The 16,375-nt window shown below is 66.7% G+C and carries 14 protein-coding genes; 13 read left to right on the top strand and 1 reads right to left on the bottom strand.

Translation table 11 applies throughout. The annotated features are described in order from the left end of the window. Positions 1-254: 254 nt before the first annotated feature. Genes HLH48_RS10275 through HLH48_RS10265 form a run of 3 tightly spaced genes read left to right on the top strand, consistent with a single transcriptional unit; the run spans position 255 to position 3,753 of the window. Positions 255-1,748: a hypothetical protein gene (locus HLH48_RS10275; protein ID WP_182997419.1), complete on the top strand. Its 1,494-nt coding sequence runs from the start codon at positions 255-257 to the stop codon at positions 1,746-1,748. After that, positions 1,745-3,121: an outer membrane beta-barrel protein gene (locus HLH48_RS10270; protein ID WP_182997418.1), complete on the top strand. Its 1,377-nt coding sequence runs from the start codon at positions 1,745-1,747 to the stop codon at positions 3,119-3,121. The genes HLH48_RS10275 and HLH48_RS10270 overlap by 4 nt, the downstream gene beginning before the upstream one ends. Before the next feature lie 41 nt (positions 3,122-3,162). Continuing rightward, entirely contained in the window at positions 3,163-3,753 is a 591-nt protein-coding gene (locus HLH48_RS10265; protein ID WP_182997417.1) for a polysaccharide biosynthesis/export family protein, read from the top strand. A gap of 13 nt (positions 3,754-3,766) precedes the next feature. On the opposite strand, the gene HLH48_RS10260 is transcribed toward HLH48_RS10265, so the two are convergent. Next, complete coding sequence (locus HLH48_RS10260) at positions 3,767-4,708, bottom strand: LysR family transcriptional regulator (protein WP_182997416.1); 942 nt, start codon at positions 4,706-4,708, stop codon at positions 3,767-3,769. A gap of 225 nt (positions 4,709-4,933) precedes the next feature. Between HLH48_RS10260 and HLH48_RS10255 the strand changes: the two genes are divergently transcribed. The 10 genes from HLH48_RS10255 (at position 4,934) to nuoF (ending at position 16,370) form a co-directional block, all read left to right on the top strand. Then, positions 4,934-6,265: a CapA family protein gene (locus HLH48_RS10255; RefSeq protein ID WP_182997415.1), complete on the top strand. Its 1,332-nt coding sequence runs from the start codon at positions 4,934-4,936 to the stop codon at positions 6,263-6,265. Further along, positions 6,262-7,590: an MFS transporter gene (locus tag HLH48_RS10250; RefSeq protein WP_182997414.1), complete on the top strand. Its 1,329-nt coding sequence runs from the start codon at positions 6,262-6,264 to the stop codon at positions 7,588-7,590. The genes HLH48_RS10255 and HLH48_RS10250 overlap by 4 nt, the downstream gene beginning before the upstream one ends. A 127-nt stretch (positions 7,591-7,717) precedes the next feature. Further along, a complete protein-coding gene (locus tag HLH48_RS10245) occupies positions 7,718-8,902 on the top strand; it encodes a M20 aminoacylase family protein (protein WP_182997413.1) in 1,185 nt (394 codons plus the stop codon). A 55-nt stretch (positions 8,903-8,957) separates the two neighbouring features. Next, a complete protein-coding gene (locus tag HLH48_RS10240; RefSeq protein WP_182997412.1) occupies positions 8,958-11,279 on the top strand; it encodes a TonB-dependent receptor in 2,322 nt (773 codons plus the stop codon). 114 nt (positions 11,280-11,393) lie between these two features. Continuing rightward, entirely contained in the window at positions 11,394-11,573 is a 180-nt protein-coding gene (locus HLH48_RS10235; protein WP_182997411.1) for a hypothetical protein, read from the top strand. A 164-nt stretch (positions 11,574-11,737) separates the two neighbouring features. Then, the gene (locus tag HLH48_RS10230; protein ID WP_182997410.1) at positions 11,738-12,154 is read left to right on the top strand and encodes an NADH-quinone oxidoreductase subunit A; all 417 of its coding nucleotides are present in this window, start codon (positions 11,738-11,740) and stop codon (positions 12,152-12,154) included. Positions 12,155-12,156: 2 nt separating this feature from the next. Then, entirely contained in the window at positions 12,157-12,795 is a 639-nt protein-coding gene (locus tag HLH48_RS10225; protein WP_182997409.1) for an NADH-quinone oxidoreductase subunit B, read from the top strand. A gap of 14 nt (positions 12,796-12,809) precedes the next feature. Then, complete coding sequence (gene nuoC / locus HLH48_RS10220) at positions 12,810-14,597, top strand: NADH-quinone oxidoreductase subunit C/D (RefSeq protein WP_182997408.1); 1,788 nt, start codon at positions 12,810-12,812, stop codon at positions 14,595-14,597. Further along, positions 14,584-15,078, top strand: a complete 495-nt coding sequence (gene nuoE, locus HLH48_RS10215; protein ID WP_182997407.1) for an NADH-quinone oxidoreductase subunit NuoE — start codon at positions 14,584-14,586, stop codon at positions 15,076-15,078. Before nuoC ends, nuoE begins: the two co-directional genes overlap by 14 nt. After that, entirely contained in the window at positions 15,075-16,370 is a 1,296-nt protein-coding gene (gene nuoF / locus HLH48_RS10210; protein WP_182997406.1) for an NADH-quinone oxidoreductase subunit NuoF, read from the top strand. The genes nuoE and nuoF overlap by 4 nt, the downstream gene beginning before the upstream one ends. Positions 16,371-16,375 lie beyond the last annotated feature (5 nt).

Genomic DNA, 16,375 nt, shown 5'->3' with positions numbered 1-16,375 from the left:
ACAAGCGTGTTTTGCTACCGGGTAACGTCGCAATCCACCGATCGAAGCCACCCCGCCCGATCTTTTTACCCTTTTTTATCATTTGATTTTTTTTCCGGTCCGGCAAGCGGCAGCATGCCCGAAAAGTCCTTGATCCGCGTCAAAAATATAGGCATTGAATTAATATATCCTATGCATTTCGCTAATCCTTCCGGTTCGTTTGGGCACGGAGGTCGAATGCGCGGTACCGCCCGACTGCGGTGGGAGAAAGCCTCGTGGGAATCACGCTTTTCTTCGTGGTCCTGGCTCCTCTTTGCCTGCTGTGGCTCGCCCGTCCGGAACGGCTGCTCCAGCTCATTCTCGTCACGGGCATCTTCGAGGCCGGCTCCGCCGTCACGCTCGGCGGCCTGGGCATCGCGCCCAACACACTGCCCGCCATGACGCTGGTCGGCTATATCGCGATGCAACTGCTGCTCGGCGCGCGCTATCCCGGCCGCACCCGGGTCCTGGCGCTCTCCCTCCCCTTCCTCCTCGTCGCGGGGTGGGCCATCGCGACATCGTGGCTCAGCCCGCGCCTTTTCGAAGGGCGCGTCTTTGTCTGGCCGCAGAAATCCACGCCGCCCTTCGCGCTCACCGCCCTGTCGCCCGGCACCGCCAACCTCAACCAGGATCTCTACCTGTCGCTGAACATCGTCATTTTCATCCTGGTCGCGCTCTATGCCACTCGCCGCGGCCCTCCCGGACATCCATTCCGGCCGGTCAACCTCCTGCGCGCCTACTTCGCGAGCATCCTGCTGGCGTTCGCCTTCGCCGTGTGGCAATTCGCCAACCGCGTCGCGCACGTTCCCTTTCCCACCGACACGCTCTATTCAAATCCCGGATGGTCGATCCTGACCGAGCAGAGCATCGGCGCCATTCCCCGCATCAACGGAACGTTTTCCGAGCCCTCCTCCCTGGGCGGCTACATGGCGGCCGGCGCCTTCTGTTCAGGATGGCTGATCCTCAATGATTTTCCGGGCCTCCTGGCCAGGGTCACGCTGGTCACGGCCATCCTCGGCGTCCTGCTGTCCACGTCGGCGACCGGCATCGTCTCCCTCGCCGCCGGCGCCGCGATCGTGATCGCCATGGGCCTCACGATCCACACCCGGCGCTTCCTGCCGATCATCAAGCGGCGCGCAGTCCAGTTCGTGCTTCTCGGCGCCGTGCTGGTGGTTCTCATAACGATCCTGGCCCCGGACGTCATCACCAACCTCGGCACGATCTTCGACACCGTGACGAACAAGCAGGACAGCGAGTCCTACGATGCCCGCAGTTCCACCGACCTCGACAGCCTGCAAGCAGCCTTCGATACGCTCGGCTTCGGCGTCGGCTGGGGCAACAACCGCTCGTCCAGCCTCATCCCCGGCCTGCTCGCGGCCGTCGGCATTCCCGGCGTACTCGGTCTCGTCTGGTTCGGCTGGGGCCTGGCCTCGCATGTCCGCGCGCTGCGGCGGATGGACCGCCGGCAGGAGGACATCCAGGTCGTCAACGGCGCCAGCGCCGCGATCGTCGGCTATCTGGTCCCCGCATGCCTCTCGGGGCCGACGATCACCGCCATCACGTTCTTCGTCCTGCTGGCCCTCCTGGTTTCGGGCATTGCCCGGGCCGAGAGCCGGCAGCCCGGCAAACCGCGCCTCCGCCTCTTCCCGCCCGCCGAGCCTCGCCAGCCCGCGGGTGAAGACAGCGCGCAGGAACAACCCCTCCAGCATTCATGGGTCATCACATCGTGACAGTCCGATCACCCGTCGCGAACGGGCCAGGCAAACCGGCGCGCGGGCTGGGCGGCCTGTATCGTCTCCTCGGCGTTGTCGCCTGCGCGGCGCCCTTCCTGCCGGCCACCGCATCCGCGCAGGTCCTCAGCCAGTATTTTCCCGAACTGGGGCGCGGCGTGGGCGAAACCTGGGTCGATACGGAACAGATCCGCATCAGCAAGGAATACCAGGCGCAGGGGCTGCATCTCGGCGGCTTCAAGCTGAACGGGGCGATCAACGAAGGCGCCGGCTATATCGACAACGCCAACCATCTCCCCGGCGGCATGCCGAGCGCGGTCATCTCGACGGCCGCGCAGCTCGGCCTGGCCTCGGACTGGTCGACGGACAGTCTCTACGCCAACGCCTCGGTCTCCGACATGCGCTATCCAAGCCAGCCCACCCAGAACCAGACGACCTGGACGGCGACGATCGGCGGATATCACGATATCGCCAATGACAGGCTGGGTTTCGACTATTCCCATCTCAACCTGGTGCAGACCCCCAACGTGCTGGGCAGCTTCGCCACCATCCAGCCCATCAAATACCAGGTCGACCGCGCGGCTCTCAGCTACACGCTGGCGCGCGACGGACGCTTTTCCCTGATGCCCGAAGCCAACATCACGAATTTCTCGTTCGATCAGGGGGCGCTCCTGCCCGAGGCAAACGGCATCGCGGTTCCGCAGACCTACCGGGACCGCGCGGTGATCGTCGAAAACCTCACCGCCCGCTATCGCTGGACGCGGGCCACCAGCGCACTCGTCATGCTGCGTGGCACCGAAATCCGCTACACGCACGGGCTGGCCGGCTATCCGGGGCGCGATTCCAATGGCCTGGCCGTCCTGGCCGGCATCGATTACAGCGCCGTCCATCTGATCGACCTGCGCGTGATGGCCGGATACCAGCGCCGTTTCTACCGCAACGCGACCTACCCCGACTACGCGACCCCGATCATCGAGGCCCAGGCAAGCTGGGCGCCGACGCGCCTGACGCGCCTGGAACTGAACGTGCAGCACGGGATCGAGGACAGCGCGTTCGAAAACGTGGCCGGGTTCAGCTACACCACCCTGCAACTCGGCGTCACGCACCAGTACCAGCGCGACATCATTCTCTCCGGACATTTCACGTTCCAGAAAGGAGATTACCAGAACACACCGACGCATCTCGTCGGCAGCATCCTGACCCAGGCCGGCGGAAGCCAGACCATCATCGGCGGCGGCCTCTCGGCGCAATGGCTCATCAACCGCCATTTCAGCCTGAACCTGAATTACGACATATCGAATCAGAACGTCGTGGGCACGGTGGGGAAATTCACCGTCAACACCGTCATGGTACGGGTGAACATGAACCTCTGACCTGAAACGATGCCTCTCAACCCCAGCAGGAAATGCCACACATGTCGCCGATCCGCCGCGCACTCGACATCCGCACCGCAAGATTCTGCCTTCCGCTCATGCTCGCGGGGGCCTGGCTCGCCGGCTGCGCGCCGGGCAGCGACCTGAGCCCGGTCCCGCATTACGACCCCAGCCGCTACACGATCGGCGTGGGCGACCGGATCAATGTCGCGACCTTTGGCGAAAACCAGTTCCAGACCGACACGCACGTGCCGGTCGACGGCAACATCGCCTTTCCGCTGATCGGCGTGGTCAAGGCCCAGGGGCTGACGACCGACCAGCTCAGCCAGACCGTCGCCGCCGCCCTCAAGCAGCAGCACATCCTCAGCGACGCGCGGGTCACGGTGCAGGTCCTGGAATACCGGCCCGTCTCCGTCATCGGCGAGGTCGAACATGGCGGCCAGTTTCCCTACCAGCCCGGCATGACCATGCTGCAAGCCGTCGCCGCCGCCGGAGGATTCTCCTACCGCGCGTTCCAGAACTACGCCTACGTGGTCCGTCAGGAACCCGGCGGCGCGGTCGTCGGCCGCATCGACCCGCAGGATTACGTCAAGCCCAACGACGTCATCAAGGTCTACGAGCGGCATTTCTGACGCGCCCGCCCGGCTACGCGGGCGGCGCCTTCGCCGACAGGGCATCGGCGATGAAGTCGCGAACATACTGCGCGCCGGCGCTCAACCGGGTGTCGCGCGCCCACACCACGCCCACTTCAAGCTGCATCTCGGGCAGGAACCGGAATTCCTGCCCCGGTCGCCCGCTGCGCCCGAGGGCCTGGAGCATGGAAACCGGGACAAGGGTCATGCCCTTGGACCGGCTGATGATCCGCTCGCTGGCGATCGGCGAATTGATTTCAATGCGCCGTTCCGGACAATCGAGTCCACGCGCCGCCAAAACGGAATCGAACCTGTCGCGCATCGCCATGCCGCGAACGGGAATGACCCACGGCTGGGAAGAAAACAGGCCCCAGTCATTCAGGACATCCGGAACGGAATAGATATCCTCCATCGTCGCGACGACGCACTGGTCCTGTCCAAGCTTCCTGAATTTCAGGCGCGGCCGCGACCGCAGGTCGGCCAGGTCGACAAACAGCAGGTCGAAGACATTCTCCTCCAGCCCCGCCAGCAGATGGGGCCGCGTCCCGTATTCCATCGTCAGCGTGATGCCGGGATGCGTTTCCTGGACGTCCACCAGCGCATTCGCGATCCTGTCCTGCAAGGACGGCGCCTGGAATCCGATGCGCACATTGCCATGAAGACTGTTGTCCAGCCGCGTGGCATCGTCCATGAGCGTCTTCAGCTCTGCGTCGATCCGTCGCCCCGCCGTGATCAGCCGCATGCAGAGCGGGTTCGGAACCAGAATACCCGCCTGCCGCTGGAACAGCCGGGCTCCCAGCAGGCCTTCCAGTTCCAGGCACGCCTTGGAGATGGCGGCCGGCGTCACCCCCATCCGATCGGCCGCGAGGCGGATGCTGCGCGTCGCGACGAGCGCCTCCACCAGCCGAAAATAGCGCAGCTTCATATGCGTGCGCAGATCCGCCATCTTGGTCATAAAGGTCTGGATCCCCGCCGCGCGCCCGGCCGTCCGTTGCCACGCCATAATAAACATAAGCCCGGGCGGCGCGCCGAACAACCGGATGGTTGTCGCGATCGGACCGTTTTTCCATACCCCGGCCGGCCCGCGAAAAACTAGCATGCATTCGTAATGATAGACAGGCCCGTGAATGGGGCCGGCGGGCGGCCAGCCGATCCGTCACAGGCAAGCAAGGACCAGATCATGCGCTTGGCATTGACCGGCGACAGCATTTTACTCCGCCCGCTCAACAGCTATACCGATCCCGCGGCGCGCCCCCTTTTCGACCTGATCCGCGCATCCGACGTCGCCTTCACCAATCTGGAGGTCGTCCCGAACGACTATGAGGGCGATCCGGCCCTGGAAAGCGGCGGCTCGCATTTCGGCGCGCCCGCGCACGTGCTGGACGACCTGGCGCAAGCCGGCTTCTCGCTCTTTTCCGCCGCCAACAACCACAGCCTCGACTACAGCATCTCGGGCCTGCGCAAGGCGCTGGGCGCCCTGAAGGCGCGACGGATGTGCTTCGCGGGCATCGGTGAGAACCTGGAGGAGGCACGGCGGCCGACCTATCTCACGCACCCGTCGGGCACGGTCGCGCTGCTCGCATGCAGCAGCACCTTCGGCCGGGGGCAGGAAGCCAGCGAGCAGACGCGCGACATGCCCGGGCGCCCCGGCCTCAACCCGCTGCGATTCCAGACCTGCCACACGGTCTCGCCGGCCGATCTCGCCACGCTCCGCGACCTGTCGGACCGCCTCGGCTTCAGCCTGATCCATCGCGAGGCCATCAAGCTCGGCTTCGCCTTTCCACGGGCCGATCGCACCGTCTTTCCGTTTCTCGGGCACGATTTCCGCGCCGGCGAGCGGACCGCCACCACGACCGAGGCGAGCGAGCGCGACGTCGAGGGAATCGTGCGCTGGATCGAGGAGGCCCGCCTCGTCTCCGACCTGGTCGTGGTCAGCGTGCATAATCACGAATTCGGCCACGACCGGGACGGCGTCCCCGATTACCACACGCCACCCCAGTTTCTCCGCGACTTCGCCCGCCGCGCGATCGAGGCGGGCGCCGACGTCATCGTCGGGCATGGCCCGCACGTCATCCGCGGTTTCGAACTCTACAACGGAAAGCCCATATTCTACAGCCTCGGAAACTTCATCGGACAGAACGAGCTGGTCGGGCGCCTGCCGAGCGATTCCTACACGTTCTTCCGCGCGCCCCCCGACATGACCCCCGCGCGCCTCTACCGGCTCAGAACCGACAACGACCGCAAGAGCTTCCCCGCCGAACCCATGTTCTGGGAAAGTATCCTGCCGATCTGCACCTTTCGGGGCCGCACGCTCGAAAGCATCCGGTTCCACGCGATCGACCTCCAACTCGGACTGCCGATGCATCGTCGCGGAACGCCCATTCTCGCCACGCCGGAACGCGGAGAACGGGTCCTGGAGCGGTTCGCCGCGCTGTCGCGGCCATTTGGAACGACCTTCCGCAAGGACGGCGCCTCGCTGATCCATGACGTCCTCCCGGATGCCGCGCGATGATGGCGGACGGCCACCGGCGGTCCCGACCGTTCCGCCGGATCGACGCACGAATCCTGACCGTGCTTTTCCTCGCCTATCTTTTCGATGTCCTGGACCGGACGAACATCGGCATGGCGTCCCTCACCATGACGCACGACCTGGGCATGTCGGCGCAGGGCTACGGCATCGCGATCGCGGCCTTTTTCCTCGGCTACATCCTGTTCGAGATCCCATCGGCGCTCTATCTGGCCCGGGTCGGCGCGCGCGACACGCTGCTTCGCATCATGCTTCTCTGGGGCCTGACCTGCGTGGCAACGGCCTTCGTGCCGGACGCGCGGTTCTTCTATCCCTGCCGCTTCCTCCTCGGCGCGTTCCAGGCCGGCTTCGTGCCGGCCTGCATCTGCTATATCGCGCTCTGGTATCCGCCGGATCGCCTTCCCGGCGCGCTGGCGATCCAGCAGGCGGCCGGTCCGATCGCCGGCATCGTGGGGGCGCCGCTTTCCGGCCTCATCATGGACCGTCTCGATCGCGTGGCCGGCCTGGCCGGCTGGCGCTGGATGCTGCTGCTGGAAGCCCTGCCGGTCCTGCTCCTGGCCTATGGCGTCCTTCGCCTGTGTCCCACCTCCCCCGCCACGGCCGCTTGGCTGACACCCGACGAGCGGGCCCTGCCTGCAAATCCCGCCCCGGCCGCCATCACCGCCTCCCCGCGCCTGCGCGACCTGATGCGCGACAGTCGCCTCCAGGGCTTCGCCGTCAGCTATTTCTGCCTGATCTGCGGCATCTACACCCTCGCCTTCTGGGCGCCGAAACTACTGGCCGCGACCGGGCTGTCGACGCAGCAGGTCGGGCTGTGCGCCGCCGTTCCGGGCCTCGCCGCGATCTGCGGGTCACTGGCCTGGGCACGGTATACCGAGCGCCGCCCGGCCGGGCAGGGCTGGCATGTCGCCGTCCCGGCAGCGCTCGGCGCCGCCCTGCTCGGGGCGTGCGGCGCGGAAGCGCCACGCCTGCCCTGGCTGCTGACGCTCCTGGCACTGTCCTCCGCGGCCTTGTACGCGGCCTATATCGTGTTCTGGGGCGCGATGACACGCGCGCTGACCGAGCACGCCAGGCCGGTCGGCAGCGCCTATGTCACGATGTTCGGCCTCATGGGCGGCCTGGTCAGCCCGCTGCTGGTGGGGCATTTCCTCCATGCCACCGGGTCCCATGCCGTCGGGTTCTCCCTGGTCGGCACGATCGGCCTGCTCGGCGCCATGGGCCTCGCCGCCTTCTTCCCGCGCACGGGCTTCGTCATCCGCTCCACGGCAAAACCAATTGGTTGCGAAGAAGAAACCATTATTCGTTTTTAGTCCGGCGCACTGACGGCGCATGATTTCATCTGAAAAAGACAGGAAGATATCGAACCCGCCGTCATCGCGGAGGCAAGTGGCCGGACGCGCCCTCGAACAATCCAGTATCATAATGATCGGCACAGACATGACCGCAATCGGCGAAACCCTTATCGCAGATCTCGAGGAATGGAAAAGCGATTTCATCGCGATCCGCCACGCGCTCCATCAGAACCCCGAACTGGGATTCGCGGAAACCGAGACATCGGCGCTGGTCGCGCGCCTGCTCCGCGAATGGGGCTACGACGTCCATACCGGGCTCGGCGCCACCGGCGTCGTCGGGGTACTGCGCGCGGGCGACGGCGCGCGCTCGATCGGCCTGCGGGCCGACATGGACGCCCTGCCGATCACCGAGCAGACCCATCTGCCCTATGCGAGCAGAAATCCGGGCAGGATGCACGCCTGCGGCCATGACGGCCATACGACGACGCTCCTGGCGGCGGCGCGCTATCTGGCGACACACCGCCGCTTCGACGGCACGCTCAACCTGATCTTCCAGCCGGCGGAGGAAACGCTGCGCGGCGCCCCCGCCATGATGGATGCGGGGCTGTTCGAGCGCTTTCCCTGCGACGCCATTTACGCGCTGCACAACGCGCCCGGCGTGCCGGTCGGAAAATTCATCGTCGCCAGCGGCAGCGTGCTGCCATCGTCGGACCGGGTGGTGATCCAGGTTCTCGGCATGGGCGGCCACGGCGCGATGCCCCACCGCGCGAAGGACCCGGTGCCGGCCGCGGCCGAGATCGTGCTGGCCCTGCAAGGCATCGTGGCGCGCAATATCGCGGCGGGCGACCCCGCCGTCATCACGGTCGGCGTCATCAAGGCCGGGGAAGCCGAAAATGTCATCCCCGCTTCGGCCGAGATCCGCCTGAGCGTCCGCGCGCTGCGCCCCGAGACGCGCGAACTGCTGAAGGTACGCATCGCCCAGGTCGTCCATGGCGTCGTCGCGGCCCAGGGCCTCACCGTCGATTACGATTATCAGGACGGCGTGCCGGTCTTGTGCAACAGCGAGGCCGAGACCGATTTCGCCCGAAACGTCATTATCGAGACCTTCGGCGCGGAGGCCCTGTTCGACCCGCCGCGCAGCGGCCTGATCGGCAGCGAGGATTTCGCCTGGATGCTCCGCGCGCGTCCGGGATCCTACGTGGGCATCGGCAACGGACAGACCGGCGCGCACGCCCGGATGGTCCACAATCCCGAATATGACTTCAACGACGACGTCATCCCGTACGGCGCCGCCTACTGGATTCGCCTCGTGGAACGCGCACTCACCTAGAACGACGGAAGCACGAACGCCCCCCTCCCTCACTCCGATACCAGGGTTTCAGAACATGATATGCAGATATTCCCGTCCACTCCTGGGCCGCCTGCGCGTTGCCTCGTTCCTCGCGGGCGCGACGGCGCTGAGCACCGTCGCCCACGCCGCCGACGCGGCGAAGCCGGCCGACCCGTCGCCCGCCGCAAAGGCGTCGCAGCCCCCGAAAGCCCAGTCCCCGAAAGCCCAGTCCCCCGCACCGACGAACGAGGTCATCAACGTCCTCGCCCGTCCCCCGCGCTTCGCGGGCGCGGCGGCCCAGCACGAACTGGGCTCGACGACGACCATCAGTTCCGAAGTCCTGGTGGCCCGGCACGTCACGACCGTCACCGACCTCCAGAATCTGGTCCCGAACCTGACCATCCAGACCCAGGGCGGCAGCAACGCGCCAGATTTCTACCTGCGCGGCATCGGCCTGTCCGATTACACCCAGAACAACACGCCATCGGTCATGACATATTTCGATGACGTGGCCTATCCCCTCGCCGCCCTGACCTCGGGCATGATGTTCGACCTCCAGGAAGTGAACGTCGATGCCGGGCCGGTCGGTTTCGCCCACGGCATGGCCGACACGGGCGGCGAGGTCCGCATCCGCACCAACGGCCCCAGCCGGGCGCTCCATTACGGTCTTTCCGAGGATATCGCCTCGTACAATCGCAGCAAGACCAACGTCTACCTCTCCGGCTCCCTCGCCGATACCGTGCAGTTCCGCATCGCCGGGCAGGCGCTGGAAGGCGGCGCGTTCCGCTTCAACCGCGCGACCGGGCAGAGCATCGGCAACGCCAACGCCGGCGGTTTCCGCGCGAAACTGGATTGGGAGCCCGATACCAAGACCGTCGTCCGCCTGGGCTTCGACTGGTCGCAGGACAATTCCGACGCAATGGCCGGCTTCGTCCGGCAGGACCTGACCGGCCAGTTCCCCCCCGATCGCAACATCTACGCCACCGGCTGGAAGCTCAATCCCCACTTCGCCGACCTCATCGGAATCCCGCGCAACGCCATCCCCTCGAACGACATCAATTCCTGGGCAACCAGCCTGCGCGTCGGCCGCGACCTCGGCTGGGCGACGCTGACATCGATCAGCTCCTACGCCGCCCAGGTGCGGCACCAGTATATCGATCGCGACGCGACCCCCGTCGCATCGGCCGACAGTTACCTGGCGGGCAATACCGGCGTGTTGTCGCAGGAAATCCGGCTCGACGGCTCCACGCTGCACAACCGGCTGGACTGGGTCGCCGGCCTCTATTACAGCCGCATCCGCAGTTGGGGAGAAAACTGGCTCGACGAAACCGGCATCCCGACCGTGGGCTACATCCAGGAAACGACGCATAGCGAGCCGCAGCAGAATTTCAGCCAGTTCGCGCAGGCCCGCTACACGCTCCTGCCGGGTCTCAAGCTCACCGCCGGCATCGAGCATCAGAGCGACGACCGGCAGTTCAACGACGTCGATATCATCATGCGCGGCATCAGCAGCCACCGATATCCGGATCATGGCGCCCTGACAAACCAGTTTTCGGGAAAGGTGGGCCTCCAGTACCAGGTCACCCCCCGCGTCATGATCTATGGCGATATCCGCCGGGGCGTGAAGCCCGGCGGCTTCACGGCCAACACAACGCTGGTGCCCAGCCAGCTCGATCCGTTCAAGCCGGAATGGCTGCTGGCCTACGAAGCGGGGTTCAAGACGGAACTGTTCGACCACCGCCTCCGGATCAACGGCGCCGCCTACTGGGACGAATATCACGACCAGCAGACGCTGGGCGTGCTTCTGATACCGCCCTACGGAATGGTCGGGGACTATATCAACGTCCCCCGGTCCACCATTTGGGGCACGGAACTGCAAATCCAGGCCAACCCCCTGCCCGGACTGACGCTGACCCAGAATCTCGGCTACGAGCGCGGGCAATATGACGATTACAGCACGCTCAACACCGGCGCGACGGGCGCGCATTACCTCATGACCCACCAATGGCAGGCCATCTATTCGAATTACGCCGGCGCCGACATGGGCATCCCGAAACTGACGCTCAGCGGGTCCGCCGCCTACAAGACGGGCCCCATCTTCAATTCCGTGACCCTGACGCCGGAAATCGATTATTCCTTCCGCAGCGCGCAGGCGCTCCAGCCTCGCGGCAGCGGGCCCTATCTGCTGCCGGCCTATTTCCTGCTCAACGCCAGCCTCACCGTCAAGCCGGTCCATGGCAGGTGGTCGGTCACGGCCTATGCCACCAATCTCGCCAATCGCGACTATATCGTCGCCGGAACGCTCGTGACGACCACGCTGATGGGCATTTCCGGGCAGCCGCGCTTCGTCGGCGGCAGGGTCGCCTACGATTTCTGAGCGGCGGCGCCCCGCGCGGACCGTCCGGCACCGGCGCCGGAACTCATTTTGGCGCCCGGTGAACAATCCACGCTGTGGGGCGTTAGTCCGGTAACGACCCATGGAGTTCTCACGATGCTCACCATTCTCGTGATTATTCTCATCCTGTTCGCCATCGGCGGCGGCGGCTACGGCTACCGCTCCGGCTGGTACGGCGGTCCAGGCGGTACCGGCTTCAACGGGCTGGGCCTGCTGCCCATCATCCTGATCATCATCGCGCTGTTCCTGCTCTTCCGCGGCCCGGGCGGGTTCTGACCGGCAGGCCGGGCCGGCCGGAAAACTTTCCCGTGCCTGCAACCCGGGCGCCCTGACGCCCGTTCAGCCAGCATTGGAAGTCCCGACGAAAGACCGGCCGAAAAACCGGCGCGCGCGGCGCCGCCACATCCCGCCCCCGCGACAACCCGATGGTGTTGTCCCCGATGATCGTATCCATAAGCCGCTTCCTCGCGCTGCATCCCCTGACGGGCTACGCCCTCGCCATCGCGGCCCTGCTGGCGGCGATGCTGGCCCTCTCCTCCGTCACCGGCGGCCGCCGGGTCGGCCCGGCGCGCGGCGCGTCGATGAACCTGCCGTTCGAATCCGGCATCCTCCCCGTGGGGTCGGCCCATCTGCGCCTGCCGGTGCAATATTACCTGGTCGCCGTCTTCTTCGTGATCTTCGATGCCGAGGCGGTCTTCCTGTTCTCCTGGGCCACGATCGTGCGCCAGGCGGGCTGGCGCGGCTACGGCGCGGTCCTCGTCTTCCTCGCCTTTCTCGGCATCGCGCTGGCCTATCTGTGGCGCGCCGGCGGCCTGGAATGGGGTCCGGCGCGACGCCCGGCCCGGGAAAGGACATAGACATGCGCTGGTCCCTGACATCCGCCACCCCCCCACGTCCCGACCGGCCCGACACGCCGACGGCGACCGAGGCCGTACGCCGCAACCTGGTCATGGGCCGCTTGCAGGATTTCGTGTCCTGGGGCCAGAAGAACTCGATCTGGCCGTTCAATTTCGGCCTGTCCTGCTGCTATGTCGAAATGGCGACGGCCTTCACCAGCAAATACGACATCGCCCGCTTCGGCTCCGAAGTCCTGCGCGCCACCCCGCGCGAGGCCGACCTGATCGTCATTTCCGGCACCGTGTTCGTGAAAATGGCCCCGATCATCAAGTATCTGTACGACCAGATGCTGGAGCCGCGCTGGGTGATCTCCATGGGGTCCTGCGCCAATTCGGGCGGCATGTACGATATCTACAGCGTGGTGCAGGGCGTGGATTCCTTCCTGCCGGTCGATGTCTACGTCCCCGGCTGCCCCCCGCGCCCCGACGCGCTGCTGGAGGGGCTGATGCTGCTGCAAAGCGCCATCGGCACCCAGCGGCGCCCCCTGAGCTGGATGGTCGGGCCGCAGGGCGTCGAACGCGTCGCCCCGCCCAGCATGCGCGACGCCAGGCGCGACGCGCGGCGCGCGGCGCGCGACCTCCGCTCTCCCGATACGCTCTGACCGGGGAGGCGACGATGATCGTGGCCACCCCATCCCGGCCGGCCGATCTGCGCGCGTCCCCGACCATGTTCGAACAGGTCGCGCACGGCCCCGCGCCGGCGATCCTGGCCATCGAGGCCACGCGCGACGCGGTCCCGACCGTCTGGATCGCCCGCCAGGACGTGCATGCCGTCCTCTCCCGGCTGAAACAGCCCGAAGCCGCCCTGCGCATGCTCTTCGACCTGACGGTGATCGACGAGCGCGAGCGCGAGCGCACCCATCGCGGCGACCAGCCCCCATCCGCCTTCACGCTGGTCTATCACCTGCTCTCGTTCGCCGACGCGGCCGACGAACTGCGCGTGAAGGTCCCGCTGCCCGAGGACAGGCCCCACGCCCCGACCATCACCGACCTGTGGCCGAACGCGAACTGGTACGAATGCGAGGCCTGGGACATGTTCGGCGTCGTGTTCGACGGCCACCCGTTCCAGCGCCGCATCCTCACGCCGCCCACCTGGACCGGCCACCCGCTGCGCAAGGACCATTACGCCCGCGCCACCGAAATGCCCCCCTACAGCCTGACCGAGGACCAGGAAAAGCGCGAGCAGGAAGCCCTGCGCTTCGATCCCGGCCAGTGGGGCATGCGCCGCCATTCGGCGAACACCGATTTCATGTTCCTCAATCTCGGCCCCAACCACCCCAGCGTCCACGGCGTGTTCCGCATCGTGCTGCAACTGGAGGGCGAGCGGATCGTCGACGCCGTGCCCGACATCGGCTTCCACCATCGCGGCGCCGAGAAGATGGGCGAGCGCCAGTCCTGGCACAGCTACATCCCCTATACCGACCGCATCGATTACCTGGGCGGGGTGATGAACAATTTCCCCTATGTCATGGCGGTGGAAACCCTTGCGGGCATCCGGGTGCCCCCCCGCGCGCAGATGATCCGCGTGATGTTGGCGGAATTTTTCCGCATCGCCAGCCACCTGGTGTTCTACGGCACCATGAGCCAGGACGTGGGCCAGCTTTCGCCCGTCTTCTACATGTTCACAGACCGCGAGCGGGTGTTCGAGATCATCGAGGCCATCTGCGGCTTTCGCATGCACCCGGCCTTCTTCCGCATCGGCGGCGTCGCGATGGACCTTCCGACCGGCTGGGACGGCCTGGTCCGCACCCTCCTCGACCATCTGCCGAAGCGCCTGGACGAATACGAGAAGATGGTGATGCGCAACGGTATTTTCCGCGCACGCACCAAGGGCGTTGGCGCCTACACGCTGCGCGAGGCCATCGAATGGGGCGTGACCGGCCCCGGCCTGCGCGCCTGCGGGCTGGACTGGGACTACCGGCGCCGCGCCCCCTATGCCTGCTACGACCAGCTCGCCTTCGACATTCCGACGGCGCAGAACGGCGATTGCTACGACCGCATCGTCGTGCATATCGCCGAAATCCGCCAGAGCCTGCGCATCATCCGCCAGTGCGTCGACAACATGCCGCCCGGCCCGATCAAGGCCGACCACCCCCTCACCACGCCGCCCCCCCGGGCGCGGACGATGCACGACATCGAAACCCTGATCCATCATTTCCTGGGCGTAAGCTGGGGCCCGGTCATCCCCCCCGGCGAGGCGCGCGGCTGCGTCGAGGCCACAAAGGGGCTCAACCAGTATCACCTGGTCAGCGACGGCGGCACCATGTCCTACCGCACGCGCATCCGCACCCCCTCCTTCCCCCATCTGCAGATGATCCCGCTGATCAGCCGCGGCGCCATGATCGCCGACCTGATCGCCATCATCGGCAGCATCGATTTCGTGATGGCCGATGTCGACCGCTGACCCCACCCTCCCCCCCGAACTGCGCGACCGGATCACCGGCCTCGCCCGGGCCGAGCATCGCCCCCGCGCGGCCGCGATCTCGGCGCTGACGCTGGTGCAGGACCAATTCGGCTGGGTCAGCGACCCCCATCTGGCCGAAACCGCGTCCCTGCTGGGTATGTCGCCGGCCGATCTCGACGGCATCGCCACCTATTTCAACCTGATCTTCCGCCGCCCGGTGGGCCGGCACGTCATCATGCTGTGCGACAGCGTCTCGTGCTGGATCATGGGCCGCGACGCCGTCTGCGCGCGGCTGCAAGCGCGGCTGGGCATCCGCCCGGGCGAGACCACGCCCGACGGCGCGGTCACGCTGCTGCCGATCGTCTGCCTGGGCCATTGCGACCACGCGCCGGCCATGCTGGTCGACCGGACCCTGCATGGCGACCTGGATGCCGAAACGGCGGAACGACTCGCCGACACCCTGCGGACGCCCGCGCCATGACCGCCTCCGAGCGCCCCCTGACCGCGATGATCGGCCTGCCCGACGGCCCGCCCGACTGCGCCGCCTACGGCCGCGCCGGCGGCTGGCAGGCGGTGCGCCGCGCCCTGCGCGACATGACGCCCGACGCGGTGATCGACCTGGTCACCGCCTCGAAACTGCGCGGTCGCGGCGGCGCCGGCTTCGGCACCGGCCAGAAATGGAGCTTCGTGCCCAAGGACCCCGCCGCCACCCGCCGCAAATACCTGATCGCCAACGCCGACGAGATGGAACCCGGCACCTTCAAGGACCGCCTGCTGCTGGAAGGCAATCCGCTGCAACTGATCGAAGGCATGATCGTCGCCGGCTACGCCATTCAGGCCGGCCACGGGGTGATCTTCCTGCGCGGCGAATATCACCTGGCGCTGGACCGCCTGAACCAGGCGATCGCGGAAGCCCATGAAGTCGGCTGGCTGGGCGACAACATCCTGGGCTCCGGCTTCGGGTTCGAAATCCACGTCCATGCCAGCGGCGGCCGCTATATCTGCGGCGAGGAAACCGCCCTGCTCACCGCGCTGGAAGGCCGCCGCGCGCAACCCCGCAGCAAGCCTCCCTTCCCGCAGGTCGGCGGCCTGTGGGGCGCCCCCAGCGTCGTCAACAATGTCGAGACGCTGTGCAACCTGCCGCATATCGTCACCAACGGCGCGGACTGGTTCCGCGCGCTCGGCATCGGCCCGGACAGCGGCACCAAGATCTACGGCGTCAGCGGCCGCGTGCGCCGCCCGGGCGCGTGGGAACTGCCGATGGGCACCCCCCTGCGCGAGATCGTCGAGCACCATGCCGGCGGCCTGCGCGACGGCTACCGGTTGCGCGCCCTGCTGCCCGGCGGCGCCTCCACCGCCTTCCTCGACGCCGGACAGATCGACGTGGCGATGGAGTACGGCGCGGTGGAAAAAGCCGGCAGCCGGCTCGGCACCGGGCTCGCCATCCTGCTGGACGACCGCACCTGCCCGGTCGGCATGCTGCATAATCTGGAACATTTCTTCGCGCAGGAATCCTGCGGCTGGTGTACCCCCTGCCGCGACGGCCTGCCCTGGGTCGAACGCCTGCTCCAGGCGATCGAGTCCGGCACCGGCCAACCCGACGACCTCGACCGCCTGCACGACCATGCCCGCCTGCTCGGCCCCATGGGCCGCACCTTCTGCGCCCACGCTCCCGGCGCCATGGCCCCGCTGGCCAGCGGGCTGAACCTGTTCCGCGAGGATTTCGAGGCCCATATCCGCCAGCGGCGCTGCCCGCTGCACGCAACCGCATAGAGGGG

This window comes from Gluconacetobacter sacchari, from assembly GCF_014174255.1.
GTDB classification, from domain to species: Bacteria; Pseudomonadota; Alphaproteobacteria; order Acetobacterales; family Acetobacteraceae; genus Gluconacetobacter; species Gluconacetobacter sacchari.
This window is presented reverse-complemented; position numbering and strand designations above follow the sequence as displayed.